This window comes from Aeromonas sp. SG16, assembly GCF_024436135.1.
Lineage (GTDB): Bacteria > Pseudomonadota > Gammaproteobacteria > Enterobacterales > Aeromonadaceae > Aeromonas > Aeromonas jandaei.
This window is the reverse complement of the sequence record NZ_JANFNW010000001.1, coordinates 257,355-282,845: the sequence shown is the minus strand read 5'-3', so window position 1 is coordinate 282,845 and position 25,491 is coordinate 257,355. Positions and strand designations below refer to the sequence as shown.

The window sequence follows — 25,491 nt, the reverse complement described above, 5'->3', positions numbered from 1 at the left end:
TTGTTGGCAATAACCTCTCGTCAACCCTTGAGGCTGTCGAGATCCTTCTTGGCCCGCTCCAGCTCGGTGATACGCGCCTCCAGTCGGGCCAGAGTCATCCGGTCACTAGTGGTGCCACGCGCCACGATCAGCTCGTCGATGGCCGCCTGATAATCACCGCGCAGAGAGAGGATTTCAGCCCGCGCCATGTGCAGCTCGGTCATTCTGCCCGCCTTGCGATAGGCGTCGGAGAGCAGGTTCCAGGCCAGATTGTTCTCCTCATGCGCGCGGGCATAGGGATCGAGGATGGCGATGGACTTCTTGTAGTTGCCGCTTTCGAGATAGGCGTTGCCAAGGTTGACCACCACCACCTCGTTGTCCGGCATCTGGCTGCGGAACTTCTCGAGGCGCGCGATGGCCTGGGCACTGCGTCCCTTGGCCAGGTCGATGTCGGTCTGGGCATCGACGATAAAGAGATCTTCCGGGTGACGGGTGGCCAGCTCCTTCATCAGCGTGTCCGCTTCGTCGGTGCGTTTGAGCTGGATCAGCGCCAACGCCTTGCCGTATATGGCGGCATCCTTGAGCGGATAATCCCCTTTCTGGATCCGGCTATCGAAGTAACTCAGCATCCCCTGCGGGGTATCGGTACCATAGCGCACCTGAATGCGCACCTTGGCCAACCAGAAGTCGAGGCTCGGCGGCAAGTCGCGGCGGCCATAGCTGCTCGCCCGGGCACGGGCCTCGCTGATCCGGGTCTCCGGCAGCGGGTGAGTCAGCAGCATTTCTGGCGGCTTGCTGGCATAACGATACTCGGCAGCCAGTTTCTGGAAGAAGTTGGCCATACCCATGGGATCGAAACCGGCATCGTAGAGGGTCTTCATGCCGATCCGGTCCGCTTCGTATTCGTTGTCGCGGGTGTAGTTGATGGCAGACTGCATGGAGAGGCCCAGCGTGGTCTGCAACGCGGCAATACCGGCGGTCGGGTTGATCACCGCCAGCGCAATGGAGCCCACCAGACCGGCCAGGGTCACCGCCGAGCTGCTTGCCTGTGCTTCCATATAGCGGGCGATGTGGCGCTGGGTCACGTGGGTGATTTCGTGGGCCAGTACCGAGGCGAGCTCGCTCTCGCTGTCGGCGTAGAGAAACAGGCCGGTGTGCACCTTGACCCGCCCGCCAAGGAAGGCGGCCGCGTTGATGCTGGGATCATTGATGAGGAAGAAGGTAAACGGGAAACGCACCCCATCGGCGTTGGAGAGCAGGCGCTGCCCCAGATCGTCGATATATTGGCTCAATACGGGATCATCGATGATCGGCAAGCCGGCACGGGCAAAGCGCATGAAGGCGTTGCCGTAGCGTACCTCCTGCTCGATGGGCAGGGCCGAGACCCCGGCGGTGCCTATGTCGGGAAGCTGATTGTTCGCCTCGGCATGAAACGTGGCGCCCATCAGGGAAGCCAGCAGGGGAAGTGATGCCATCAGGGGGGAAAAGCGTGCCACGTTATCTCTATCTCCATCAGAAAGGGCCTCGGCAGAATACCCTTGCCCATCAAGGGCTACAAGCGTTGTTTCATGCTCTTATCACGGCCATAATAGCGGCCATCTGCGTGATGGAGCCCCCATGGAATATCTCGACCTGACCCCCTGGCGCTGTCCCGAGCCGCTGATCCGGCTCAAGCTCTGGTTGCGGGAGGCCAAAACCGGTCAAACCGTGACCATACGACTGGCCGATGCGGGCTCACGGCAGGATATTCCGGCCTATCTGCAGCGTCTCGGCCACGGGGTAATTCTCACTCCGGAGCCGGATAATACCCTCTCTTTGCAGCTGGTTGTCGGGGCGACACAGCCATCTTGAGCCCCTGTCGTGTAAGGATGCAGTCATGTTAGAAGTCTTGAAGCGCTGGTATCAGACCCGGTTCTCCGATCCCGATGCCGTTACCCTCTTCCTGTTGCTGGTCTTCTGCTTTGCCATCATCTGGCTGTTTGGCGATCTGCTGGCCCCCCTGCTGGTGGCGCTGGTGATGGCCTATCTGCTGGAGTGGCCGGTGGCCCGGCTGCAAAAGGCGGGGCTGTCGCGCACCCTGGCTACCAGCGTCATTCTGATCCTCTTTATTACGGTAGCGGTCGCTGCCCTCTTGGGCCTTATCCCGACCCTGGTCAGTCAGGGGATCAATCTGGCCAAAGAGGCACCGGCCATGCTGACTCACGCTCAGGATTATGTCCGCACCCTGCCCGACCGCTATCCCGAGCTTATCGACGTCAGCCTGGTAGAAACCGTCATCGACAATATCCGCCAGCGCATTCTCAGTGGCGGCGAGCATTTGGTGAGCGCCTCGCTCAGCTCGCTGGTGAACGTGGTGGCCATCATGATCTACCTGATCCTGGTGCCGCTGATGGTCTTCTTCATGCTCAAGGACAAGCGGGTCTTGATGGGCAGCCTGCGCCGCTTCCTGCCGCGCAACCGCACCCTGGTCAACCGGGTGTGGGTCGAGATGAACAACCAGATCATCAACTACATCCGCGGCAAGGTGATCGAGATCCTGATCGTCGGCATTGCCACCTATGTCCCCTTCGCCCTGATGGGGCTGCGCTACTCGGTGCTGCTGGCGGTCGCGGTCGGCTTCTCGGTGCTGATCCCCTACATAGGCGCCGCCGTGGTGACGGTACCGGTTGCCATGGTCGCCCTGTTCCAGTGGGGCCTCACCCCGGAGTTCGCCTGGCTGATGGTGGCCTATCTGGTCATTCAGGCCCTCGATGGCAACCTGCTGGTACCGGTGCTCTTCTCGGAGGCGGTCAACCTCCATCCGGTCGCCATCATCATCGCCGTGCTGGTCTTTGGCGGATTGTGGGGATTCTGGGGGGTCTTCTTCGCCATTCCCCTCGCCACCCTGGTCAAGGCGGTGATCAATGCCTGGCCAAAACGCGAAGATCTGCCGAGCGCCGCAAAATAACCCACTTCCCATGCAATCGTGACAACGGAGTGTCCATGACCTTTTTTCGTCAAATCAGAGCGGCAGGGCTGACGACCCTGCTCCTCGCTGCCGCCCTGCCCGCCCGCGCCGATATCGACCTTGGCTCCATGGATCTGCTCACCAGCGACAGCCCAACCAGTCCGGTGCCACAAGGCTTTGTCGCCGGTGCGGCGCTCATCGGGGGACAAGCCCGCTATGAGGCGCAGGATAATGCCACCTACGCTATCCCTGGCTTTATCTACTTCGGCAAGCAGTTCATGTTTCTCGGCGATCGGGCGCGCTACTACTTCTACAAAGATGAGAACGTAGCCCTGTATGGCTATGGCCGGGTGCGTTTTGGCAATCTGGATCCCGATGATTCTCCCGCCTTCAGCGGCATGGAACGGCGCAAATGGCAGCTGGAAGGCGGGATCGGTGGCAACATCATCACCCCCTACGCCCTGCTGACCGTGCGGGCCAACAGCGATATCACCGGCCGCAGCAAGGGTCAGGAGCTGCTGCTGTGGGCCGACTTCCCCATCCAGCGCGACAACCTGCTCATCATGCCGGGGATGGGGGTGATGCTGCGCAGCGACAAGATGGCCAACTACTACTTCGGCGGCATCTCCGAGAGCGAGGCCACCGCCCAGCGACCAGCCTGGGATACAGGGTCAACCCTCTCCCCCATGGCGGCTCTCATCACCAGCTACCGCTTCAGCCCCAACTGGATTGGCATGTTTGCCATGAACTACGAATTGTATGATCGGGACATCAAAAACAGCCCCATCGTCCAGCACGACGGCGAACTCTATGCGGGATTTGCCTTGGGCTATATCTGGTAACGTTGATGAGCCGTGAGATACGAACAAACAAAAGGGAGCCTTCGGCTCCCTTTTTCACGACCATCGTCAGGCTGCTAGTACCGCCTGTTCAGGTTGCCCATTCAGGCTCATAGCGCTGCCAGAAATTCGCTCAGTTGCTGATTGACGAAGGCCGGATTTTCCAGCGACGAGATGTGGCCGGCTGCCGGGATCTCCCTGAACGGGCAACCCAGTACCTCGGCCATCAGATAGCCCTCCAGCACCGGGCGCGCCTTGTCCTCGCAGCCGGTCATCACCAAGGCAGGAGTGGTGATCTCCTCCAGCCACTCGATGCGATCCTCGCGGGTCACAAAGCTGCGGCCCACCGCGACCATGGCGGCAATCTTATCCTTTGGCCAGGCGGCAAGGCGCGCCTTGAAACCGCTCATCAGCGCATCATCAGGCTGATTGGCAAAAAAGAGCGGCGCCACCTGTTCGACGATAGGCGCCGGCACGGTGCCAAGCTGCTCGATCATCGCCAGCATGCCGAGGTAGCGCTCGCAGGTGATCTGCGGCTCGAGGCCAACGAAGCTGTCCATCAGCACCAGCCCCTTGAGGCGAGCTGGGGCCATGCGCGCCAGCTCCACACCCCACATGCCGCCGATGGAGAGGCCCACCAGCACGAACTCGTCGACCCCGAGAGCATCGAGCAGCGCCAGATGATCGCGCGCCAGGGTTGCCAGCGTGCAGGCGCCTTCCGGAAGCAGATCGGAATCGCCGTGGCCCCACAGCTCGGGAACGATGCAGCGATAGCTGCCCTTGAGCGCCTCGATTTGCGGCGCCCACATGGCGCTGTCCCACAGATAGCTATGGCCAAACAGCAGCACCGGCCCTTGCCCTTCATCCAGATAGGCCATCCGGCGGCCCGCTATCTCCATAAAATGCTTCATGTTATCTCCTGTTGCCAGCGATGGGCGGGCAGTGTATCACGTCCCCCTTGGCAGTCGACTCTCCCTGGTGCAAGCTGAAGTGACGGCAAGAAGGGACTCAAAGAGGAGAAGAAGATGCCGAAGGACAAGAGCAAGAAGCGGCCACGTCTGGACAAAAAATGTTATGAACACCACCTCGCCCACCTGCAGGAGGAGCTGGTCAAGCTGCAGGAGTGGGTCAAGCAGGAGGGGCTCAAGGTGGTAGTGCTGTTCGAGGGACGGGACGCTGCCGGCAAGGGGGGCGTCATCAAGGCGATCACCGAGCCCCTCAACCCCCGGGTCTGCCGGGTGACGGCGCTGCCCGCCCCCTCGGACCGCGAGCGCTCCCAGTGGTACTTTCAGCGCTATGTCGCCCACCTGCCCGCAGCTGGCGAGATGGTGCTGTTTGACCGCTCCTGGTACAACCGCGCCGGGGTCGAGCGGGTGATGGGCTTTTGCAGCGACGCCGAGTATCGCGAGTTTCTGCGCGCCTGCCCCGAGTTCGAGCGGATGCTGATCCGCTCCGGCATCACCCTGATCAAATACTGGTTCTCGGTCTCTGATGAGGAGCAGGAGAAGCGCTTCAAGGAGCGGATCAACACTCCCATCAAGCGCTGGAAGTTCAGCCCGATGGATCTGCAGTCCCGCTCGCGCTGGGTCGAATACTCCCGAGCCAAGGATGACATGTTCACCTACACCGACACCCAGGACAGCCCCTGGTTCGTGGTGGAGGCGGACGACAAGCGCCGTGCCCGCCTCAACTGCATCGCCCATCTGCTGGGCAAGGTGCCCTACGAGGCGATCCACTACGAACCCATCAAGCTCCCCCCGATCAAGACCGAAGGGTACGAGCGCCCCCCCCTGACCAGCCAGACCTTTGTTCCCGATATAACTGCCGATCTCGAGGGCTAAGCCCAGCTACCGCGCCTGCCGGTTTAGCCAAACGGCAGGCAATAAAAAGCCGGTCGCAAGACCGGCAAAAAGGCATTGAAGATACGGAAAACTTGCACCAAACCGCGATCAGGTACGGATGTACTTGGCGGTACGCGGGAACGCCTGCTCCTTGGCATCGAACAGATAGCAGGCTTCAGCCGGAATACCCACGCTGTAGCTCTGACCGGTCGCCACATCCACATCCGAGGTGGTCTTGACGGTAAAGTCGTGACCATCCACATCCATATAGACGAATGATTCGGCACCCAGATGCTCGGCCACCTGCACCACGCCGCTCAGCTTGCTGTCGGCATGAGCGTGGCTCAGCGGCACCAGATGCTCCGGGCGGATGCCCAGCTCAACCTTGTCACCCACCGCACCACGACGGGCATCGACCCGCACCCGCACGCTGTCGCCGGTAGAGAGCTTGACCACGCACTCCTGTTCGCCAATCTCCATCAGCTCGGCGGCCAGGAAGTTCATCTTGGGCGAACCGATAAAACCAGCCACAAACTTGTTGTCCGGGTTGTGGTAGAGATCCAGCGGTGAACCGAACTGCTCCAGGTTGCTGGCGGCATCGGCCTTGAGCGGACTCAGCACCACGATCTTGTCGGCCAGGGTCATCGCTTCTACCTGATCGTGGGTCACGTAGATGATGGTGGAGTTGAGCTCCTTGTGCAGCTTGGCGATCTCGATCCGCATCTTGACCCGCAGCGCGGCGTCGAGGTTGGAGAGCGGCTCGTCAAACAGGAACACCTGCGGCTGCTGCACGATGGAGCGACCGATGGCGACCCGCTGGCGCTGACCACCGGAGAGCGCCTTGGGCTTGCGCTCCAGCAGCGGTTCAAGCCCCAGAATTTCAGCGGCGCGCATCACCCGCTTGTGGATGTTCTCCTTGTCCATCTTCTTGAGCTTCAGACCAAAGGCCATGTTCTCGTAGATGTTCATGTGCGGATAGAGGGCGTAGGACTGGAACACCATGCCCACGTTGCGCTCTACCGGCGGAACGTCGTTCATGTAGCGACCGCCGATGGTCAGCTCACCGCTGGTGATGTCTTCCAGACCCGCGATCATCCGCAGCAGGGTGGATTTGCCGCAGCCGGACGGGCCGACGAAGACGATGAACTCGCCCTCCTTGATGGAGAGGTTGATATTGCGCAGGGTGTCCTTGTGAACAGCCGGGTCGTAATTTTTGCGAACGTTGTTGAGTACTACTTCAGCCATGACGAGCTCCGCTCTTGAATCTTTGCAAATCGTGATAGCGGGGGGAGTCAGCTCCCCCGGCCATAAACTTAACCTTTCACACCACCGGCAGTCAGACCGCCAACCAGCCAGCGCTGTGCCAGCAGGAACACCACTGTGATGGGGAAGCCGGAGAGCACAGCGGCTGCGGCAAAGTCACCCCACAGGTAGTTCTGCGGATAGAGGTACTGCTGGGCTCCGACCGCCAGGGTCAGATTGTTCACATCCTGCAGCAGGATGGAGGCCATGGGCACCTCGGTAATGGAACCGATAAAGGCCAGAATGAACACCACCGCCAGAATGGGCACCGACAGGGGCAACAGGATCAGGCGGAATGCCTGCCACGGAGTCGCACCGTCGATGGCCGCAGCCTCCTCCAGAGAGGAGTCGATGGTCTCGAAGTAGCCCTTGATGGTCCAGACGTGCAGGGCGATACCGCCCATGTAGGCGAGGATCAGGCCACCGTGGGTGTTGAGACCCAGCCAGGGGATGTAATCACCAATCTTGTTAAAGAGCGCGTAGATGGCCACCAGTGCCAGCACAGCCGGGAACATCTGGAAAATCAGCATGCCCTGCAGGATGGTGGACTTGCCACGAAAACGCAGACGGGCAAAGGCGTAGGCACAGGTGGTGGAGAGCGTCACGATCATCAGGGCAGTGATGCCGGCGATCTTGATGGAGTTCCACAACCAGGTGAGCACCGGGAACGGCGGCGGCGTGATGCTGCCGTCGGCGTTGGTGATGGAGATGCCCAGCGCCAGTTTCCAGTGATCCAGGGTCGGATTGGAGGGGATGATCTCCCCTACCGCAAAGTTACCGTTACGGAACGAGATGGCGATAACCATGATCAACGGGAAGATGATCAGCGCCAGGAAGCCCCACATGACCAAGTGGGTTGCCCACACCCGGTATTTGACTGATTTGGGTTGTACGATTGCCATGTTGAAGCCTCCTTACAGCTGTTTGTCGGCTTTGGACAATTTCAGGTTGAGCAGCGCCAGCGCACCTACGATGAGGAAGATGGCGGTGGCGATGGCACTGGCCAGACCGTAGTCCTGACCACCCGATCCCTGGAACGCAATCCGGTAGGTGTAGCTCACCAGCAGGTCGGTAGTACCGGCCGGAGTGCTGGCGCCGATGATGTCCGGTGCGCCGTTGGTCAACAACTGGATAAGTACGAAGTTGTTGAAGTTGAAGGCAAACGAGGCAATCAACAGCGGGGTCAGCGGCTTCATCAGTAGCGGCACGGTGATCTTGAAGAAGTTCTGCACCGGACCGGCACCGTCCATGGCGGACGCTTCATAGAGATCTTCCGGGATAGCTTTGAGCAGGCCCATGCAGAGGATCATCATGTAGGGGTAGCCCAGCCAGGTGTTGACGATCAGGATCATCACCTTGGCCAGCATGGGATTGGTATACCAGTCCGGCTTGATGCCAAAGGCCGCTTCCAGGAACATGTTGATCTCACCGAAGTTCTGATTGAACAACCCCTTGAACACCAGGATGGAGATAAACGCCGGAATCGCGTAGGGCAGGATCAACATGACCCGATAGAAGCCGCGCCCCTTGAGCGATTCCCATTGCACCAGACAGGCCAACACCATACCGATGGCCAGAGTGAACGCCACGGAACAGGCAGAGAAGATCACGGTCCAGACGAAGATCTGCAGGAACGGCGCCTGAATACCCGGGTCAGTCACGATGCGGGCGAAGTTCTTCCAGCCCACACTGACCACAAAGCCCGGAGCGATGCCCTTGCCGACAAACTGGCCCTGATCGTCGATGTACTGGTAGAAACCTGTCTCGCCGTTGGGCAGCATCAGCTCGCCGCTCTGGTTGTCGCGCAGCAGGTTGCTGTCTTTGATCACCACGCCGGATTTGAGCACGGCGCCATCCATCAGACGGGTGTACTGGGACTTCTGGGCGGCAAACTTGCGCAGGCTGCTCAGGGTCAGATGGGTGGAACCATCCGGCAGCACCAGATCCAGCGCGCTCAGGTGGGTGCGATGATCCACGATGGCACGAATGGGGGCCGGTTTGCTGGCGATCTCGCCAGTGACCGGCGTCAGCTCGATGACCTGAGGAGTTGCCTGTGCCCGCCCTTCACTCACGGCCAGCTCGCGGGCCTTGTTGTTCATCAGGGTAACGGGTTGGCTGATATAGGCGTGATCATCCTGGTTCAGCTGCAGCTGGAACTGGCCGTTGTCGCCACCCAGCAGCGTAAAATCGAATTCACCGCCCGCCACCTTGTAGGTTTTCTTCAGATGGTAATCACGAGCCTGCTCCACGGAGAGCAAGTTGGTGCCTGAATAGTTGGTGAAGGCGATGCCAATCGTGTAGGCAAGAGGGAAGATGATAAATACAACCATGCCAGCCACACCCGGAAAGATGTAGCGATGGGCATAGGTCTTCTTGTTCATGAAGACATACAGACCGACGGATACCACCACCAGATCCAGCAGCGCGAATACCCACTCGCCACTGGCGTACATCATCACGGCTGCGTAGCCGTTGAGGATGGCGACCAGGGCCGCGATAGTCCACTTAAGCCAGGTGTGCTTATCCTTCGGACCGGCATAGGACTCAACAGAAGGTACTACTTCCATGCCAATTAACCTTTATAACGCCAAGAGAGATTTGAGAGAGAGGGAGGCCATTGCGGCCTCCCGGGTAGTGCGTGCTTACTGAACGATACGCTTGGCAGCGGTATCCAGCGCTTCGTCAACACCTTGACGACCGGAGGTCACGTTCTTGAGGGCAGTTTCGAAGGAGGACCAGAAACGGCTCATCTCGGGCACGGACGGCATCGGCTCGCCAGCCTGGGCGTTCAGCATGGTGGCCTTGATGTGCGGATCGGATTCCAGAGTCTTCTGGAAGGATTTCAGCGCAACGGCACCCAGCGGCTTGTCGGCGTTGACCGGAGCCAGACCGGCATCGGTCAGCAGGTAGTTTTCCAGGAACTCGATGGCCAGATCCTTGTTCGGGCTGGCGGCGTTGATGGTGGCACCCAGTACGCCAACGAAGGCTTTAGCCGGTTTGCCCTTCAGGGTCGGCAGCGGCGCTACGCCGTACTTGATACCGCTCTTGTCCAGGTTGCTCCAGGCCCAGGGACCGTTGATCATCATGGCCACTTCGCCCTTGTTGAACTTGGCATCCATTACGCCGTAGTCGATACCTTTCTCCAGGTGACCGGATTTGATCATCTCGGAGATGTAGCCTACGCCGATCTTGGCGCCAGCGTTGTTCACGCCGGTGTCTTTCACGTCATAACCGGTAGCGGTTTTCTTGAAGGCGTAGCCACCGTTGGCAGCCACCAGCGGGTAGCTGAAGTAGGGGGTGTCATAGGCCCACATGATGGCGCGCTTGCCGTTCTTCTTCAGAGTCTCGTCAATCTTGGCGATCTCTTCGAAGGTCTTCGGCGGCTCAGGCAGCAGATCCTTGTTGTAGATCAGGCTGACTGCTTCCATGGCAACCGGGTAGCCATAGGTTTTACCGTCAACAGTCATGGCATCCCATGCCAGCTGTTCGAATTTGGCTTTGGTGGCAGCGCTCGGCGTTACCGGAACCAGCAGACCGGCCTTGACCCACTCACCGTAACGGTCGTGAGCCCAGAAGAAGATGTCCGGGCCGTTGCCAGTGGCGGCGGCTTGCTGGAATTTCACTTCAACCTGATCCGGGTGAGCAACAGTAACCTTGATGCCGGTTTCTGCTTCAAATTTCTTACCCACTTCAGCCAGACCATTGTATCCCTTGTCACCGTTGATCCAGATGGTCAGCTGGCCTTCATCGATGGCAGCGGTAGCAGTGCAAGCGACGCCAAGAGTGGCCAGACCGATCAGGGATGACAGCAATTTCTTTTTCATGAGCCTTTCCTTGTAGTAGTTCCGCGCTGTAAGAGCATTGTGTGCGAAGTGAATATTATCCCAAGCGTCATTCGCCTCACATGACGCAACTCGCATTTTTGAAATGCAATTACGTATTTCCTTCCAGAAAGTTTTGAAAACATTTTCTTAAATCGGGGAAATAACCCTGTTTATCGGCTTATTTCAAAACAACAACCGAAATATAATTACCAAACTGAAATATAATTACCTCAATGAAAGGGTTTTCACCTGAATGAAAACCCTTTCAGGTGGTTTATTTTGTTTGATCTGTTAACAAAGCACCGGCCCGGTTTCGCCCTGCCCCTTTCGCCCAATAAAAAAGAGACTCTGCCAGGGCAGAGTCTCTTTTTGCCGGAAATGACGGCTTGATCACATTACGACTGGCGCAGCAGCTGATCCTTGAGGTTGGGCGGTACCCCCTTGATGGTCAGGGTGTCGGTCTGCGGGTCATAAAATACGCGACTGTTCAACAACTTCTGCTCAAAACTCAGGGTCAGACCGCCGCCGGAACCGACAAACTTGGTCAGCCCGCGCAGGGTGGAACGATCGGCCGGAAAGCGCTCTTCCAGTTCGTACTCCTGACCGATGAAGCTGTAAAAATCGAGGTCACCCTCGCCGGCATCTTTTGCGGAGAGTTCTGCCGACAGCTCCTTGATCTCGATCTCTTCACCGGCACTCGCCTGCTCGGTGCAATATTTGAAGACCTGCTTTTTATAGTCATTGCGCTCTGCCGGTTCGAGCTGACGACTCTCGCAATAATCTTCAACCGCCTGCAGCAACCCTTTATTCTGGATCTTGGCATCCATTCCTTCACGGGCACCCAGCAGATCCATAAAGAAGTCGCCCAGCTTGCGACCAATACGTCCCTTGCTGAAGGTAATATAACGGCGTGACTCGGGTTGGGTTTTCCACTCGGTCAAATCGATGCGGGCCACCAGATTGAGTTTGCCAATATCGAGATACTGGATATGACGCAACTCCAGCGCTTCGCTGACGGTGACGCTCTCCTTGCCCTCCAGCAGGGCGATCATCAGATAATCGACACCGACATAGTTGTATTTGGCAATCAGCAATACCCCCTGCTCATCGAGGGCGTGCTCCACCAGCTGTTTGACCAGCATCTGGGTCACATTGACCGAGAAGGGCACAAATTCGCTCTGCTCGTCGAGCAGCTGTTCGAGGGCGATGCGAAACGCGGGAGAGGGCTGCTTGGGGGCCTCTTCCCCCTCCGCCAGCTCGGCGACGGCAGCCTCGGGGTCGGCGAAGAAGCCAAAGCCCTTGCCTCCCTTGCCGTTATAGATGCGATGCAGTTCCGCCATCAGTCCCTGTACCGCCTCGTCGGGAGGCAGGGTCTGGCTGCGGGTATCGGCGTGTGGTTGACCATCGCCGCCCTGGCGCAGGGAGTGAAGTATGATCTTGTCGATATCGAGACTCATGTCACAAAGCCATAGTGTTAGCCGAAAGGGTGAAGTATTATAAGGCGCTTTGAACCGAGATGAACTGAAGATTATGCCCATCGTATCAAAGTACAATAACGAGCAGTTTGACGCCCTGATGAACGACCTGATCACCGCCCTGGAGAAGCACAAGGCGCCGGTAGATCTCAGTCTGATGGTGCTCGGCAACCTGACTACCAATATCATCAACGGTATGGCTCCGGCCCAGCGTCAGGCCATCACCGAAAAGTTTGTCCAGGCCCTGACCGCATCGGTCGATAACCGCCACGACACGCACTGAGTCCCCGACTCTGTTGATTTGACGTTTCTCAACGCAGATGGATCACTATGGTCGAAACCGGTAACCCCTATCGTGATAATGTCTCTCGCCTGATCACCTGGGGGCATTGGTTCTCCTTCTTCAACATCATTCTCGCCATGCTGATTGCCACCCGTTATCTGGGTGCCATCAGCTGGCCGTCGACCACCCTTGGCGTGGTCTACCTCGTTGTAAGCTGGATTGGCCACTTCTCGTTCTTAAGTTTCGTCACCTATCTGCTGACGATCTTCCCTTTGAGCTTCGTGTTGCCCAAAGAGAAGCCCCTGCGCTTCATCTCCGCCGTCGTGGCGACGCTGGCGCTGGTGCTTTTGCTGATCGACACCCAGGTATTCCGGCTCTTCAAGTTCCACCTAAATGCCCAGGTGTGGCAGTTGCTGCTGGATCAGGCCCAGACCGAGGAGGGCTCGATCTGGAGCATCATCTTCGTCGCCGTGCCGACCATCTTCCTGTTGCAACTGCTGCTGTCGGCCTATGTCTGGCGCAAGATTAACAAGCGCAAGCGCCGTCAGTACGGCAATCAGGTAGGGCTGGCGCTGCTGGTCTGCTTTATCCTGACCCACGTGGTCAACAGCTGGGCGGATGCCACCCTGTATCAGCCCATTACCATGCAGCGTGCCAACTTCCCCCTCTCCTACCCCATGACGGCCCGCTCCTTCCTGGCCAAACATGGCTGGCTGGATCTGGATCAGTACGAGAAGCAGGCGGCCAGCCAGAGCGATGACAGTGACAGCCGGATCCGCTATCCGCTGCGGCCACTCAACGTCAATGCGCCCCTCACCCACAGCAACCTGCTGATTGTGGTGGTCGATTCGCTGCGCTTTGACATGCTCAACAACATCAACATGCCCAATCTGCAGCGCTATGCGGATCAGCATCTCAGCTTCCGCAATCACCTTAGCGGCGGCAACGATGACCTGATGGGGATGTTCAGCCTCTTTTATGGCCTGCCCGGTCACTACTACAAAGAGATCAGCAGCGACAAACGCCCGCCGGTGCTGTTTGACGAACTGCTGCGCCAGGATTACCAGTTCGGCCTGTTCGGGGCGATAGAAGATGGCCAGAAGTATCGCAAGAGCATCCTCGCAGGTCTGCGCAAACAGGTGTTTGTCTCCGAGCAGACCAACGATGGCAAGCTGCTGACCGACTGGCAGCAGTGGCTGGAGAAGCGCACGCCGGAGCGCCCCTGGTTCTCGCTGGTCTATCTCTCAAGTCCTGGCGACTACCAGCTGCCCGCAACCATGAAGGGTCCTTTCCAGCCGGAGCTGACCAACTTCAATCCGGCCACCGCCTATCGGGCGGAAAACCTGGTGAAGCTGGAGAATCGCTACAAGAACTCGGTCTTCTATACCGACCAGTTGCTGGAAGAGATGCTGACCAAGCTGCAGCTGCAGGGCATGGACAGCAATACAGTGGTGGTCATCACCTCCAACCATGGTCAGGAGTTCAACGACACCCAGAACAACAGCTGGGGCGCTGGCAGCAACTACTCCCTCTATCAGGTGCAGGTGCCCATGGTGGTGGCCTGGCCTGGCCGAAACAGCCAGGTGATCGAGCAGCCGAGCAGCCATTTCGACCTGGCGCCAACCCTGATGCAGGGGATGCTGGGGGTGCGCAACCCGCCGCGTGATTACAGCATTGGTCGCTCGCTGTTCGACTTCAGCCCGCGCAACTGGCTGTTGGCCGGGGATCAGAACGACTTTGCCATCTACCAGAGCGGAACCATCACCCACTTCAACAAACAGGGTGACTTCGAGCTGCTGGATCGCAACAGCTATCAACCCATCAAGCGGGCCACCCCCGACATGGGCGCCATGATCCAGGTAATGAACGAGCTCAACCGCTTCTACCGTCACCCCTGACAGGCATCTATCTCAAACAAAACGCCCCCGCATTCGGGGGCGTTTTTTATGGAGTTACGCCAAGCAATTGTTGGTGTGGATTATTGAACCGGCCCGGTCGACCATGCCTGCGGCAATTTGTAGCCGGCAAACCGCTTGGCGGCATATGCCTTGAATTCCGCCGAGTTGTAGGCGGCCGCCACATCCCTGACAAATGGCTTCTCGCTGTCGACCTGCTTCACGACCACCCAGTTGATAAAATCGTAGCTGCGCTCAAGAAAGAGCCCCTGGCTAAACGGGATGCCGCTGGAGGCGGCAAAATTGCCGTTGATCACCGCAAAATCCACATCCTCCCGCGAACGGGGCAGTTGCGCCGCCTCGAGCAGTACCAGCTTGAGATTGTGCGGGTTGCTCACCACATCAAACTCGCTCGCCTTGAGCGGGTTAATCCCCTTCTTGAGAGTGAGCCAGCCCAGATCCTGCAGCATCAACAGGGCGCGCGCCTGATTGGTGGGATCGTTGGGGATAGCCACCGAACTCCCCTCTTTCAGCTGATCGAGCGTGGCCAACTTGCCGGAATAGAGCCCCATCGGCCCGGTGGGCACCTGCACAACGGGCGTCAGTGACAAACCGCGGTCTTTGCTAAAGCTCTCGAGGTAAGGCTTGTGCTGGAAACAGTTCACATCGAGCGAGCCATCCGCCAGCGCAATATTGGGGGAAACATAGTCGGTAAATTCCACCAGCCTGACCTTGTACCCTTTGGCCTCCAGCTGCGGCTTGATGGAGTCGGTCACCATGTCGGCAAAATCCCCCACCGTAGTGCCGATCACAATCTCTTGGCGATCCAGCTCACCCGCCCGGGCAGTGCCAGCCAGAGTGCCGCTCAGCAAGAGCAATAGAGAACAAAACCAGAAGGTGCGACGCAACATACAAGACTCCCTGTCTCAAGACTCATCAAGGTGATAGCGGACTACTGATTTCAAATTGGAAATCTGGACGTCCAAATGGCTAATGAAAGACAACTTATCAGAGTCGGCTACCAATACCAAGCGACAAAAATGAGGAAGCTTATGAGCCTGGCGACGAAGAGATGGGGAATGAAGAGAACGGAGTGCAAACAAACAGCGCCAGTGTGGCTGTGCTCAGCGGGCATCAGTTAACAAAGACAGCTAACCACCTGAGCTAACAACAAAAAGATCAATAGCGAGCGCTGATAAATGCTCTCAATAAAACACACGATCAGCTCCAATGGAATATCTAACATAAAAAAGATCAGATTTCTTTGAGGCTGATCTAACTTATGCAAACAGGTTCTTTTGGCTCTTCATTATCCATGTGTAGATTCCATTCGCACCCAGGAAGGTGCTCTATAAGATGGAGTTTAAAAATAATGAAGCAAACATCGTTAGCACTGGCGATCACAGCACTGCTGTCGGCGCTGCCAGTTGCATCTGTTCAGGCAAATGAAAGTTGTGCCCCCCTGACCGGCAAGGAAGCCGGACTGGATACCGGCCGCAGCAGCAGCGAACGCTGTCTGCCCGGCATCAACCCGCTGCAGGATCAGCAGTGGTATCTGCTCAATAGTGGCCAGGATGCCTTCAGCGCCCGTGGCGGCGTGGCAGGTAACGATCTCAACCTCTGGTGGGCACATCGCACCGGCGTGCTGGGTCAGGGCGTCAATGTGGCCGTGGTGGATGATGGCTTGGCTATCGCCCACCCAGATCTGGCGGACAACGTCCGTCCGGGCTCAAAAAACGTGGTGACTGGCAGCGATGACCCGACCCCGACTGATGCGGATACGGCGCACGGCACTTCGGTCTCCGGCATCATAGCGGCGGTAGACAACGCCATCGGCACCAAGGGGATCGCCCCGCGGGCCCAGCTACAGGGGTTCAACCTGCTGGACGACAACAGCCAGCAGTTGCAGAAAGACTGGCTCTACGCCCTTGGCGACAGCGATGCCAGCCGCGATAACCGGGTGTTCAACCAGAGCTATGGCATGAGCCTGGTCGATCCCCGTCCGGCCAACGATCTGGATCAGGCCCAGCTCGACCGCCTGTTCGAACAGCAAACCCTCAAGGCGCAGAGTGCCGCCTATATCAAGGCTGCCGGCAACGGCTTCAACAAGATAGCGGCGGGCGGCTATGTGCTCAATCGCACCGGCAACGGCCCCAAATTGCCTTTTGAGAACAGCAATCTCGACCCCTCAAACAGCAACTTCTGGAACCTGGTGGTAAGCGCGCTCAACGCAGATGGTGTCAGATCCTCCTACTCCAGCGTCGGCAGCAACGTCTTCCTGAGCGCCACCGGCGGCGAGTACGGTACCGATTCCCCCGCCATGGTGACCACGGATCTGCCCGGCTGCGATATGGGCTACAACCGCACCGACGATCCCCGCACCAACCGGCTGCACGGCAACCCTCAGCTGGATGCCAGTTGCGACTACAACGGCGTCATGAACGGCACCTCCTCCGCCACCCCCAGCACCTCGGGCGCCATGGCACTGCTGATGTCAGCCTACCCGGATCTGTCAGTACGCGATTTTCGGGATCTGCTGGCGCGCAGCGCTACCCGGGTCGATGCCAAACATCAACCCGTGATGGTCAGCTACACCAGCAGTACCGGCAAGGTGCGCGACGTGAAAGGGCTGGAAGGGTGGGAGCGCAATGCCGCCGGCATGTGGTTCAGCCCGACTTACGGTTTCGGTCTGATCGACGTCAACAAGGCGCTTGAGCTGGCAGCCAATCACCAGCCCCTCCCCCCGCTGGTGCAGCTGCCGTGGCAGAAGATCAATGTCACCGGCAGTGCCGCCACTATCCCGGATGTGGGCAACAGCCCGACCAGCTCGACAACACGCATTGCCACACCGTTGACGGTCGAAGCGGTTCAGGTGATGGTGAGCCTGGATCACCAGCGTCTGCCTGATCTTCTGATCGAACTGGTCTCCCCCGCCGGCACCCGCAGCATCCTGCTGAGCCCTTTCAACAGCCTGGTTGGCCAATCTCTCGACCAGCAGCAGCTGGGCTTTGTGCGCACCAAGGGATTGCGTGACATGCGCCTGCTCTCCCACAAGTTCTACGGTGAATCGGCCGAAGGCCAGTGGCGACTGGAGGTAACCGACGTTGCCAACGGTACCCGTCAGGTCTCTCTGCTCAATCGCAAGACCAAGGAGCGCACCACCCTGACCGAGCGCAACAACCGTCAACCGGGCAAACTGATCTCATGGTCCCTGCGGGTCCTGGGTCACGATGCCAACCGCAGCTAACACGCTAGGAGTATTACCATGAACAAACCTGTTACCTTGCTTCTGGCAACTCTGCTGGCCCCCCTCTCGGGACAGCTCTGCGCCGAGGAGTCCGTCACCATGGATGGCAAGCAGTACAGCACCATAGAGGTGAACGGCCAGACCTACCTCATTCCCGACAATGGCAGCAAGAAGCGGGTCGCCCGCAGTCTGGATGACAAAGTGCCGCAGCAGAGCCTGCGTCGCGGCGACGTATTGATGCAGGGAGCCGCCAGCCCCGAGCTCACCGTCAGCGGTACCCTGCTGGTGGAAGCTGACGATACCACCGCCAAGGCACTGGCAAGCCGCCACGGCTTGAACTTCAAGCAGAGCAGCGGTGGTATCGCCCTGCTGGAGGCCAAATCGGGCACCGATCTCAACGCCATCGCCACCAAGCTCCAGAGCGAGGGGGTGAAGGTACAGATCGAGCTGTCGGGGGCCGAGCGGCAACCAAAATAAGTCTCGTCAGCGGGATAACAAAGGGGGCCATCATGGCCCCCTTTCTATTCTGCTTGCCAAGACAGCAGCTTACTTGCGGCCATGCTTCTCCGCCAGATAGAGCCAGGTGTCGACCACGGTATCCGGGTTGAGCGACACCGAGTCGATCCCCTGCTCCACCAGCCAGGCGGCGAAGTCCGGATGATCAGACGGGCCCTGGCCACAGATCCCCACGTACTTGCCCGCCTTGCGGGCGGCAGCAATGGCCATTGCCAGCAGCGCCTTGACCGCCTCGTTGCGCTCGTCGAACAGGTGGGCGATAAGCCCCGAGTCCCTATCAAGTCCAAGCGTGAGCTGGGTCATGTCGTTGGAGCCGATGGAGAAGCCGTCCACATGCTCGAGGAACTTGTCTGCCAGCAGGGCGTTGCTCGGGATCTCGCACATCATGATCACCTTGAGCCCCCGCTCGCCACGGCGCAGACCGTTCTCGGCCAGGATGTCGATCACCTGCTCCGCCTCGCCCACGGTGCGCACGAAGGGGATCATCACCTCGACGTTGGTTAGCCCCATCACATCGCGCACCCGCTTGATCGCCTCGCACTCGAGGGCAAAACAGGGGCGGAAGCTGTCGGCGATGTAGCGCGACGCACCGCGGAAACCGATCATCGGGTTCTCTTCGTGAGGCTCGTAGTCACGGCCCCCCACCAGGTTGGCGTACTCGTTGGACTTGAAGTCCGACATCCGCACGATCACCCGCTCCGGCCAGAAGGCGGCGGCCAGGGTGGCGATGCCCTCGGTCAGCTTGGCGACGTAGAACTCACGCGGGCTCTCGTAACCGGCGATCATCTTGCCGATAGTGGCCTTGAGTTCGGGGCTCTGGCTGTCGAACTCCAGCAGCGCCTTGGGGTGCACCCCGATCATCCGGTTGATGATGAACTCGAGACGGGCCAGACCGACACCGGCGTTTGGCAGCTGGGCGAAGTCGAACGCCCTGTCCGGGTTGCCGACGTTCATCATGATCTTGATGGGCAGACGCGGCATGTTGCCCACCTCGGTGACCGCCACGTCGAAGTCGAGTTCGCCGTCATAGATAAAACCGGTATCCCCTTCCGCGCAGGAGACGGTAATGAGCTGGCCCGGTTCGATGCGCTTGGTGGCATCACCGCAACCCACTACCGCCGGAATGCCCAGTTCGCGGGCGATGATGGCGGCGTGACAGGTACGGCCGCCCCGGTTGGTGACGATGGCGGAGGCCCGCTTCATGATGGGCTCCCAGTCCGGGTCGGTCATGTCGGTGACCAGCACATCGCCGGGCTGTACTTCGTCCATCTGACTGATGGAGGAGATGACCCGCGCCGGGCCCGCGCCAATCTTGTGACCGATGGCCCGCCCCTCGATCAGCACCTTGCCCGCTTGCTTGAGGGCGAAGCGCTCGAGGGTGTTGGCCTCCTGGCGGCTGCGTACGGTTTCCGGACGTGCCTGCACGATGTAGAGCTTGCCATCCTGCCCATCTTTGGCCCACTCGATGTCCATCGGGCGGCCGTAGTGCTGCTCGATGATAAGGGCCTGTTTCGCCAGCTCCATCACCTCGGCATCCGTGATGCAGAAGCGGCCGCGCTCGGCTTCATTGGTGTCGACAATCTGCACCTGACGGCCATGGCTGGCATCGCCGGAATAGGTCATCTTGATAAGCTTGGAGCCGAGGGTCTTGCGCACCACCGCCGGGCGTCCCCCCTTGAGGGTCGGCTTGTGCACGTAGAACTCGTCCGGGTTGACCGCCCCCTGCACCACCATCTCGCCAAGACCGTGGGCCCCGGTGATAAAGACCACGTCGTTGAAACCCGACTCGGTATCCAGAGTGAACATGACGCCGGAGGCGGCAAGATCCGAGCGCACCATCCGCTGCACCCCGGCCGACAGGGCGACGCCCTTGTGGTCATAACCCTGATGCACCCGATAGGAGATGGCGCGATCGTTGAACAGTGAGGCAAAGACATGCTTGATGGCTACCATGACCGCATCGATGCCGCGCACGTTGAGGAAGGTCTCCTGCTGGCCGGCAAAGGAGGCGTCCGGCATATCCTCAGCGGTGGCAGAGGAGCGCACCGCAAAAGAGGCATCCAAACCTGCACTCAGTCTGGCGTAAGCCTCGCGGATCGCTTTCTCCAGCGCGCTCTGGAACGGGGCTTCGATCACCCAGTCACGGATCTGCTGACCGGCCCGATTGAGGGCGGCAATGTCATCCACATCCAGATTGTCGAGCAGATGGTGGATCTTGCCGTTGAGGCCGCTTGACTCCAGAAACTCGTTAAACGCAAAGGCGGTGGTGGCAAAGCCCCTCGGCACCGATACACCGGCGCCAGAGAGGTTGCTGATCATCTCGCCAAGGGATGCGTTCTTGCCGCCAACTCGTTCTACGTCCTGCATTCCGAGTTGCTCGTACCAGAGTACGTACTGTTGCACTTGCATGTCTCCAGGTTGGTGGGCAAGGTGCCATGGCACCTTTTTTGTGCCCGATTTTTATAGGTGAGTAAGGTGCGTTATTGTCTCTTTCTTCTATTGCCAACGACCATGAAAACGTTTTCTACTTATTGTCAAAAAAATCCCCGAGCAAGATAGGGGATGGTCGAATGACCCGAACATTCTACAATGCCGACACAAAAAGATAACGACTCAGGTTTGCTAGCCACTTCACAACTTGGGCATGGCAGATCGGTTGACAACAGGGGGATGGTTTCGACAGATACTTCCTGGCCAGCCCCTTGGTCGATGTAACAGGAGCTCTACGTGCACACCGTATTTTATGTTTCCGATGGCACCGCCATCACCGCCGAAGTGTTCGGCCACGCGGTACTGAGCCAGTTTCCACTGGCCTTCGAGCAGATCACCATCCCCTTCGTGGAGAGTCGTGAAAAGGCACGTCAGGTGCGGATGCGGATCGATGAACAGTTTCGCCAGACCGGGGTGCGCCCCATCCTGTTTCACACCATCATCGATCCCCAGGTGCGCGAGGAGGTGCTGAAAGCCGAAGCGAGCAGTCACGACTTTCTCAACACCTTCGTCAGCCCGCTGGAGCAGGAGCTGGGGGTGAAGGCCGAGCCCCGCCCCCATCGCACCCACGGCATGGAGAACCGCAAGCTCTATGACGACCGCATCGAAGCGGTCAACTTCGCGCTGGCCAACGACGATGGCATCACCACCAAAGAGTACGACGAAGCGGACATCATCCTGATCGGGGTCTCCCGCTGCGGCAAAACCCCCACCAGCCTCTATCTGGCGCTGCAGTTCGGTATTCGCGCCGCCAACTACCCCTTTATCGAGCAGGACATGGGTGGGCTGGAGCTGCCGACGCCCCTCAAGGCCAACCGTCACAAACTGTTTGGCCTCACCATAGCGCCACAGCGGCTGCACGAGATCCGCAACCAGCGCCGCGCCAATAGTCGCTACGCCTCGCTGGAGCAGTGCGAGCAGGAGTTGGCCAGCGTGGAGCGGCTGTTTCGTCAGGAGGCGATCCGCTTTCTCGATACCAGCTCCCACTCGGTAGAGGAGATCAGCGCCAAAATCCTCGAGGCAACCGGTCTGCGTCGCCAGCTCTGTTAAGCCAGCTTGACAGCAGATAAACCAAGCCAGATGCAAAGAGGGGAGAAGCCATCAAGCTTCTCCCCCTCTTTTTCTGGTTATTCCCCCATGGCCACCGTGATGAAAAGCCGCCCGGGATTGCCTAGCGATTGAGTTCGGGATTGTTCAGCAAACGGGCATAAAAGGGCAGCAGGCCGTGGCGCCTGCGGATCCGCTCGGCCAGCAAACAACCCGCCAACGCCCCCACCACACCTCCGGCCAGCAGAAGCAACGGCCAGTGGTGCAACAACCCCTCATCACCCAGTACAAACCAGCCCCCCATCATGGCCGTCATCGCGACCAGCAGCAGCGGACTGGCGGCAATCAGCAGCCAGATCGTTACCAGCAATCCGCTGGCAACCCAGCGCTGCAGCAGTGTTACCTCGTCACGAGTATGCCGCAGCTCACCCTGTTGCCTCTCCATCATCAGCCCTCTCCTCCCGGTCAAACACCCAGAAATCAAAACAACTCAACAAATGTCAACAAAACACAATTCGATTGATTGAATTTCAAGCAAAACCTATCTCATAACCTGAAAATCTAATGAAAAAGCTGGTTTATGACCAAAACACCACCACCCAGCGCGGAAAACAGGTGCATTTATGGCGAATTATCACTATTCTGCCTCCGTTGCCAGTCCAGATTAAAAATTGAAAACGACATGGCGTAACGAAATAAATACGGATTTCGTCAGGTTTTGGCTACGCATCGCGATGCTGCTCAGGAAGAGCCCAACACCGGCAAGAGACAACAGAGATAGGTAAAGGACAGATCCATGGATTTGAAACAAGACGGTGAAGAGCTGAAACGCGGCCTCAAAAACCGCCACATTCAGTTAATTGCGTTGGGCGGTGCCATCGGTACCGGCCTCTTTCTGGGGATTGCCCAGACCATCAAGATGGCAGGCCCCTCCGTACTGCTGGGTTATGCCATCGGCGGCTTTATCGCCTTCCTGATCATGCGCCAGCTCGGTGAAATGGTGGTGGAAGAGCCGGTAGCCGGCTCCTTCAGCCACTTTGCCTACAAATACTGGGGTGAGTTTGCCGGTTTCGCGTCCGGCTGGAACTACTGGGTGCTCTACGTGCTGGTGAGCATGGCCGAGCTGACTGCGGTGGGTATCTACGTCCAATACTGGTGGCCCGAGATCCCGACCTGGATGTCGGCAGCCTTCTTCTTCGTGCTGATCAACACCATCAACCTCTCCAACGTCAAAGCGTTTGGCGAGATGGAGTTCTGGTTCGCCATCATCAAGGTGGTCGCCATCATCGGCATGATCGGCTTTGGCGGCTATCTGCTCATCTCCGGTGCCGGCGGCCCCGAGGCGAGCGTGACCAATCTGTGGGCTCAGGGCGGCTTTTTCCCGAACGGCATCAGCGGTCTGGTGATGGCGATGGCGGTGATCATGTTCTCCTTCGGTGGTCTGGAGCTGGTCGGTATTACCGCAGCCGAAGCTGACAACCCCGAGAAGAGCATCCCCAAGGCCACCAATCAGGTGATCTACCGGATCCTGATCTTCTACATCGGCGCCCTGGCCATCCTGATGTCCCTCTACCCCTGGGGTAAAGTGGTCGAAGGCGGCAGCCCGTTCGTGATGATCTTCCACGCACTGGACAGCGATCTGGTCGCCACCGTGCTCAACATCGTGGTGCTGACAGCGGCGCTGTCGGTCTACAACAGCTGCGTCTACTGCAACAGCCGCATGCTGTTCGGTCTGGCCAAACAGGGCAACGGCCCGAAAGTGCTGCTCAAGACCAACAAGAGCGGTGTACCGCTGGTTGCCCTCTCGGTCTCTGCCATCGCCACCCTGCTCTGCGTACTCATCAACTACCTGATGCCGGGCAAGGCCTTCGGTCTGCTGATGGCGCTGGTGGTCTCCGCACTGGTGATCAACTGGGCGATGATCAGCCTCGCGCATCTGAAGTTCCGCAAGGCCAAGGTCGCGGAAGGTGTCCAGCCCAAGTTCAAGGCGTTCTGGTATCCCTTCGGCAACTACCTCTGCCTCGCGTTCATGGCCGGTATTCTGGTGATCATGTACATGACCCCCGATTTCCGCATCTCGGTCGAACTGATCCCGGCCTGGCTGGTCGTGCTGGGCATCGGCTTCGTCATCAAGCGCAAGGGACAGGCCCAGACCAAGGCAGCCGTCAATCTGGGTTGATAACCTGGCTTCTCAATAGCAAAAACGCCGATCATCTGATCGGCGTTTTTTATGCAAGCGAATCGCTCACTGTTCACCAACCGGTGCCTTGGCGGATAACGGCTCTGTACGGGTAGGACTGTTGACGCAGCACTCCTCCTGAAAAAAGGCGATGATCTCTTCCAGTACCGCATATTGGGAGACGCAAAGCAGGGTGCGGCTCTCGCGGTTCTGCTTCACCAGCCCGACCGAGACCAGTGCCGCAATATGATGGCTGAGGGTTGATCCCGGGATCTCCAGCTGCTTTTGCAGCTCACCCACCGGCAACCCCTGCTCCCCCGCCTTGACCAGATGCTTGAAGATAAACAGACGGGTTGGATGACCCAGCTCCTTCAACGCCTTGGCAACCTCTTCCAGCTCCATTCTCATTCCCCTGCGACGCGGTAATATTTCGATAATACCAGAAATATCTTGACCATCACATCATTTCGAATATTTTAGAAATATAGTTTTCACCAAGAGAGTATGATGATGAACCACTGGTTACCGATGCTGACTGATGCATCCCATATGTTTTTATTCCTGGCTTTTGAGCTTTCCATCCTGTTTCTGGTCATCAGTGCAGGGGTCAGCTTGCTACGGCAAAAGATCCCCGATGAAAAGATCCAGCGCCTGCTGGGGGCACGTAAAGGCAGAGGCTACTTGCTCTCTGCGTTGCTCGGTGCCATCACCCCTTTTTGCAGCTGCTCCACCATCCCCATGCTGAGAGGATTGCTCTCCGCCAAAGCCGGCTTTGGCCCGACCATCACCTTTCTTTTCATCTCCCCGCTCTTGAATCCCATCATCGTCGGCCTGATGTGGGCCACATTCGGCTGGAAAGTGACACTGCTCTACGCAGTGATTTCCGCCAGCGTCTCCATGCTGGCCAGCCTGCTGCTCGACAAGATGGGGTTCGAACGGCATGTCATTGATGCCAAAGAGGCAATCTCCGGTAGTTGCACCACCGGTTGCAAACCCGGCCCCAAGAGATCCTCTCCGGCGCAAACCGCCTGCTGCACAACCAACGCAAGTCCCATCAAGGCCATACGGTCGATGGCAAGCGCCACCTGCTGTAGTACCTCAGCCCTGAGTGCAGAGGTCCCCACCCTCTCGTGCTGCCCGGATACAGCTACGCCCCCGGTTGCTACAGAAATGCTGCCTGCCCAGTTGCGCAAGGCAGGTTCCGATGCCTGGCAGCAATTTCGCGATGTACTGCCCTTCCTGCTGCTTGGCGTACTCATCGGCTCTTTCATCTATGGCTTTATTCCAGCCGAGTGGATCGCCGCCCATGCCGGCGCCGACAACCCGCTGGCCATCCCCTTCAGCGCCATCGTCGGGATCCCGCTCTATATTCGTGCCGAGGCAGTCATTCCTCTCGCCTCGGTCCTGCTGGGCAAAGGGATGGGTATGGGCGCCGTGATGGCCCTTATCATCGGCAGCGCCGGTGCCAGCCTGACTGAAGTGATCTTGCTCAGATCGATGTTCAAAGCCCCCATGATAGTGGCCTTTCTGACCGTGATCCTCGGCATGGCTGTCCTGATGGGCTACCTCACGCAGTTGCTGTTCTAACAACCATCCCCCCAGATATGAAAAACGCCGATCGGATGAT

The 25,491-nt window shown here is 58.6% G+C and carries 22 protein-coding genes; 11 read left to right on the top strand and 11 right to left on the bottom strand.

Annotation, left to right across the window (positions count from 1 at the left end):
* Positions 1–20: 20 nt before the first annotated feature.
* Positions 21–1,475, bottom strand: coding sequence for a M48 family metalloprotease (locus tag NOM67_RS01365; RefSeq protein WP_367948931.1), 1,455 nt, complete (start codon positions 1,473–1,475; stop codon positions 21–23).
* A gap of 121 nt (positions 1,476–1,596) precedes the next feature.
* Here NOM67_RS01365 and NOM67_RS01360 point away from each other — a divergent pair, with 121 nt between their 5' ends.
* From NOM67_RS01360 to NOM67_RS01350, 3 genes are read left to right on the top strand one after another with little or no spacing between them, the layout of a single operon-like run.
* The gene (locus NOM67_RS01360) at positions 1,597–1,830 is read left to right on the top strand and encodes a sulfurtransferase TusA family protein (RefSeq protein WP_042029966.1); all 234 of its coding nucleotides are present in this window, start codon (positions 1,597–1,599) and stop codon (positions 1,828–1,830) included.
* A 25-nt stretch (positions 1,831–1,855) separates the two neighbouring features.
* Positions 1,856–2,926: an AI-2E family transporter gene (locus NOM67_RS01355; protein WP_042029968.1), complete on the top strand. Its 1,071-nt coding sequence runs from the start codon at positions 1,856–1,858 to the stop codon at positions 2,924–2,926.
* Between the two features lie 35 nt (positions 2,927–2,961).
* Entirely contained in the window at positions 2,962–3,768 is an 807-nt protein-coding gene (locus tag NOM67_RS01350) for a MipA/OmpV family protein (RefSeq protein WP_255933224.1), read from the top strand.
* Between the two features lie 107 nt (positions 3,769–3,875).
* Here NOM67_RS01350 and NOM67_RS01345 read toward each other — a convergent pair whose 3' ends face one another.
* The gene (locus NOM67_RS01345) at positions 3,876–4,676 is read right to left on the bottom strand and encodes an alpha/beta fold hydrolase (RefSeq protein ID WP_255933223.1); all 801 of its coding nucleotides are present in this window, start codon (positions 4,674–4,676) and stop codon (positions 3,876–3,878) included.
* Positions 4,677–4,790: 114 nt separating this feature from the next.
* On the opposite strand from NOM67_RS01345, the gene ppk2 reads away from it, so the two are divergent.
* On the top strand, positions 4,791–5,606 hold the full coding sequence (gene ppk2, locus NOM67_RS01340; protein ID WP_043849822.1) for a polyphosphate kinase 2: 816 nt from the start codon (positions 4,791–4,793) through the stop codon (positions 5,604–5,606).
* Between the two features lie 108 nt (positions 5,607–5,714).
* Here ppk2 and NOM67_RS01335 read toward each other — a convergent pair whose 3' ends face one another.
* The 5 genes from NOM67_RS01335 to yejK all read right to left on the bottom strand — a co-directional run bounded on the left by NOM67_RS01335 (position 5,715) and on the right by yejK (position 12,189).
* Positions 5,715–6,851, bottom strand: a complete 1,137-nt coding sequence (locus tag NOM67_RS01335) for an ABC transporter ATP-binding protein (RefSeq protein WP_042029975.1) — start codon at positions 6,849–6,851, stop codon at positions 5,715–5,717.
* A gap of 68 nt (positions 6,852–6,919) precedes the next feature.
* Positions 6,920–7,810, bottom strand: a complete 891-nt coding sequence (malG, locus tag NOM67_RS01330; protein WP_041209357.1) for a maltose ABC transporter permease MalG — start codon at positions 7,808–7,810, stop codon at positions 6,920–6,922.
* Between the two features lie 12 nt (positions 7,811–7,822).
* Positions 7,823–9,475, bottom strand: a complete 1,653-nt coding sequence (gene malF, locus NOM67_RS01325) for a maltose ABC transporter permease MalF (protein WP_041209356.1) — start codon at positions 9,473–9,475, stop codon at positions 7,823–7,825.
* A gap of 75 nt (positions 9,476–9,550) precedes the next feature.
* Complete coding sequence (malE, locus tag NOM67_RS01320) at positions 9,551–10,732, bottom strand: maltose/maltodextrin ABC transporter substrate-binding protein MalE (RefSeq protein WP_033116010.1); 1,182 nt, start codon at positions 10,730–10,732, stop codon at positions 9,551–9,553.
* A gap of 395 nt (positions 10,733–11,127) precedes the next feature.
* Positions 11,128–12,189, bottom strand: coding sequence for a nucleoid-associated protein YejK (gene yejK, locus NOM67_RS01315; RefSeq protein ID WP_255933222.1), 1,062 nt, complete (start codon positions 12,187–12,189; stop codon positions 11,128–11,130).
* A gap of 73 nt (positions 12,190–12,262) precedes the next feature.
* Between yejK and NOM67_RS01310 the strand changes: the two genes are divergently transcribed.
* Both NOM67_RS01310 and NOM67_RS01305 read left to right on the top strand, forming a co-directional pair.
* Positions 12,263–12,490 (top strand): YejL family protein, encoded by a 228-nt coding sequence (locus NOM67_RS01310; RefSeq protein ID WP_005344699.1) that lies wholly within the window; start codon positions 12,263–12,265, stop codon positions 12,488–12,490.
* Between the two features lie 47 nt (positions 12,491–12,537).
* The gene (locus NOM67_RS01305) at positions 12,538–14,388 is read left to right on the top strand and encodes a DUF3413 domain-containing protein (RefSeq protein WP_104015105.1); all 1,851 of its coding nucleotides are present in this window, start codon (positions 12,538–12,540) and stop codon (positions 14,386–14,388) included.
* A gap of 80 nt (positions 14,389–14,468) precedes the next feature.
* On the opposite strand, the gene NOM67_RS01300 is transcribed toward NOM67_RS01305, so the two are convergent.
* Positions 14,469–15,296 (bottom strand): MetQ/NlpA family ABC transporter substrate-binding protein, encoded by an 828-nt coding sequence (locus NOM67_RS01300; RefSeq protein WP_255933221.1) that lies wholly within the window; start codon positions 15,294–15,296, stop codon positions 14,469–14,471.
* Between the two features lie 461 nt (positions 15,297–15,757).
* Here NOM67_RS01300 and NOM67_RS01295 point away from each other — a divergent pair, with 461 nt between their 5' ends.
* Together NOM67_RS01295 and NOM67_RS01290 are read left to right on the top strand one after the other, a co-directional pair.
* The gene (locus tag NOM67_RS01295) at positions 15,758–17,632 is read left to right on the top strand and encodes a S8 family serine peptidase (protein WP_255933220.1); all 1,875 of its coding nucleotides are present in this window, start codon (positions 15,758–15,760) and stop codon (positions 17,630–17,632) included.
* 18 nt (positions 17,633–17,650) lie between these two features.
* Entirely contained in the window at positions 17,651–18,109 is a 459-nt protein-coding gene (locus tag NOM67_RS01290) for a hypothetical protein (protein ID WP_201929960.1), read from the top strand.
* Between the two features lie 69 nt (positions 18,110–18,178).
* On the opposite strand, the gene ppsA is transcribed toward NOM67_RS01290, so the two are convergent.
* Entirely contained in the window at positions 18,179–20,557 is a 2,379-nt protein-coding gene (gene ppsA, locus NOM67_RS01285) for a phosphoenolpyruvate synthase (protein ID WP_255933219.1), read from the bottom strand.
* Positions 20,558–20,875: 318 nt separating this feature from the next.
* On the opposite strand from ppsA, the gene NOM67_RS01280 reads away from it, so the two are divergent.
* Positions 20,876–21,688 carry a pyruvate, water dikinase regulatory protein gene (locus NOM67_RS01280; RefSeq protein ID WP_033116017.1) on the top strand — a complete coding sequence of 271 codons (813 nt, stop codon included), beginning with the start codon at positions 20,876–20,878 and terminating at the stop codon, positions 21,686–21,688.
* A 121-nt stretch (positions 21,689–21,809) separates the two neighbouring features.
* On the opposite strand, the gene NOM67_RS01275 is transcribed toward NOM67_RS01280, so the two are convergent.
* A complete protein-coding gene (locus NOM67_RS01275; protein WP_255933218.1) occupies positions 21,810–22,133 on the bottom strand; it encodes a hypothetical protein in 324 nt (107 codons plus the stop codon).
* Positions 22,134–22,481: 348 nt separating this feature from the next.
* On the opposite strand from NOM67_RS01275, the gene NOM67_RS01270 reads away from it, so the two are divergent.
* Positions 22,482–23,864, top strand: coding sequence for an amino acid permease (locus NOM67_RS01270; RefSeq protein WP_156852039.1), 1,383 nt, complete (start codon positions 22,482–22,484; stop codon positions 23,862–23,864).
* Between the two features lie 66 nt (positions 23,865–23,930).
* Here NOM67_RS01270 and NOM67_RS01265 read toward each other — a convergent pair whose 3' ends face one another.
* Positions 23,931–24,266, bottom strand: a complete 336-nt coding sequence (locus tag NOM67_RS01265) for a helix-turn-helix transcriptional regulator (protein WP_255933217.1) — start codon at positions 24,264–24,266, stop codon at positions 23,931–23,933.
* Between the two features lie 108 nt (positions 24,267–24,374).
* On the opposite strand from NOM67_RS01265, the gene NOM67_RS01260 reads away from it, so the two are divergent.
* Positions 24,375–25,451, top strand: coding sequence for a permease (locus NOM67_RS01260; RefSeq protein ID WP_370689114.1), 1,077 nt, complete (start codon positions 24,375–24,377; stop codon positions 25,449–25,451).
* The last annotated feature ends 40 nt before the right edge of the window (positions 25,452–25,491 follow it).

Excerpts from the sequence above, each read along its gene's own strand:
- NOM67_RS01360 (WP_042029966.1), top strand. The coding sequence starts at position 1,597 with ATGGAATATCTCGACCTGACCCCCTGGCGCTGTCCCGAGCCGCTGATC.
- NOM67_RS01355 (WP_042029968.1), top strand. The coding sequence starts at position 1,856 with ATGTTAGAAGTCTTGAAGCGCTGGTATCAGACCCGGTTCTCCGATCCC.
- NOM67_RS01350 (WP_255933224.1), top strand. The coding sequence starts at position 2,962 with ATGACCTTTTTTCGTCAAATCAGAGCGGCAGGGCTGACGACCCTGCTC.
- NOM67_RS01345 (WP_255933223.1), bottom strand. The coding sequence starts at position 4,676 with ATGAAGCATTTTATGGAGATAGCGGGCCGCCGGATGGCCTATCTGGAT.
- ppk2 (WP_043849822.1), top strand. The coding sequence starts at position 4,791 with ATGCCGAAGGACAAGAGCAAGAAGCGGCCACGTCTGGACAAAAAATGT.
- NOM67_RS01335 (WP_042029975.1), bottom strand. The coding sequence starts at position 6,851 with ATGGCTGAAGTAGTACTCAACAACGTTCGCAAAAATTACGACCCGGCT.
- malG (WP_041209357.1), bottom strand. The coding sequence starts at position 7,810 with ATGGCAATCGTACAACCCAAATCAGTCAAATACCGGGTGTGGGCAACC.
- malF (WP_041209356.1), bottom strand. The coding sequence starts at position 9,475 with ATGGAAGTAGTACCTTCTGTTGAGTCCTATGCCGGTCCGAAGGATAAG.
- malE (WP_033116010.1), bottom strand. The coding sequence starts at position 10,732 with ATGAAAAAGAAATTGCTGTCATCCCTGATCGGTCTGGCCACTCTTGGC.
- yejK (WP_255933222.1), bottom strand. The coding sequence starts at position 12,189 with ATGAGTCTCGATATCGACAAGATCATACTTCACTCCCTGCGCCAGGGC.
- NOM67_RS01310 (WP_005344699.1), top strand. The coding sequence starts at position 12,263 with ATGCCCATCGTATCAAAGTACAATAACGAGCAGTTTGACGCCCTGATG.
- NOM67_RS01305 (WP_104015105.1), top strand. The coding sequence starts at position 12,538 with ATGGTCGAAACCGGTAACCCCTATCGTGATAATGTCTCTCGCCTGATC.
- NOM67_RS01300 (WP_255933221.1), bottom strand. The coding sequence starts at position 15,296 with ATGTTGCGTCGCACCTTCTGGTTTTGTTCTCTATTGCTCTTGCTGAGC.
- NOM67_RS01295 (WP_255933220.1), top strand. The coding sequence starts at position 15,758 with ATGAAGCAAACATCGTTAGCACTGGCGATCACAGCACTGCTGTCGGCG.
- NOM67_RS01290 (WP_201929960.1), top strand. The coding sequence starts at position 17,651 with ATGAACAAACCTGTTACCTTGCTTCTGGCAACTCTGCTGGCCCCCCTC.
- ppsA (WP_255933219.1), bottom strand. The coding sequence starts at position 20,557 with ATGCAAGTGCAACAGTACGTACTCTGGTACGAGCAACTCGGAATGCAG.
- NOM67_RS01275 (WP_255933218.1), bottom strand. The coding sequence starts at position 22,133 with ATGATGGAGAGGCAACAGGGTGAGCTGCGGCATACTCGTGACGAGGTA.
- NOM67_RS01270 (WP_156852039.1), top strand. The coding sequence starts at position 22,482 with ATGGATTTGAAACAAGACGGTGAAGAGCTGAAACGCGGCCTCAAAAAC.
- NOM67_RS01265 (WP_255933217.1), bottom strand. The coding sequence starts at position 24,266 with ATGGAGCTGGAAGAGGTTGCCAAGGCGTTGAAGGAGCTGGGTCATCCA.
- NOM67_RS01260 (WP_370689114.1), top strand. The coding sequence starts at position 24,375 with ATGAACCACTGGTTACCGATGCTGACTGATGCATCCCATATGTTTTTA.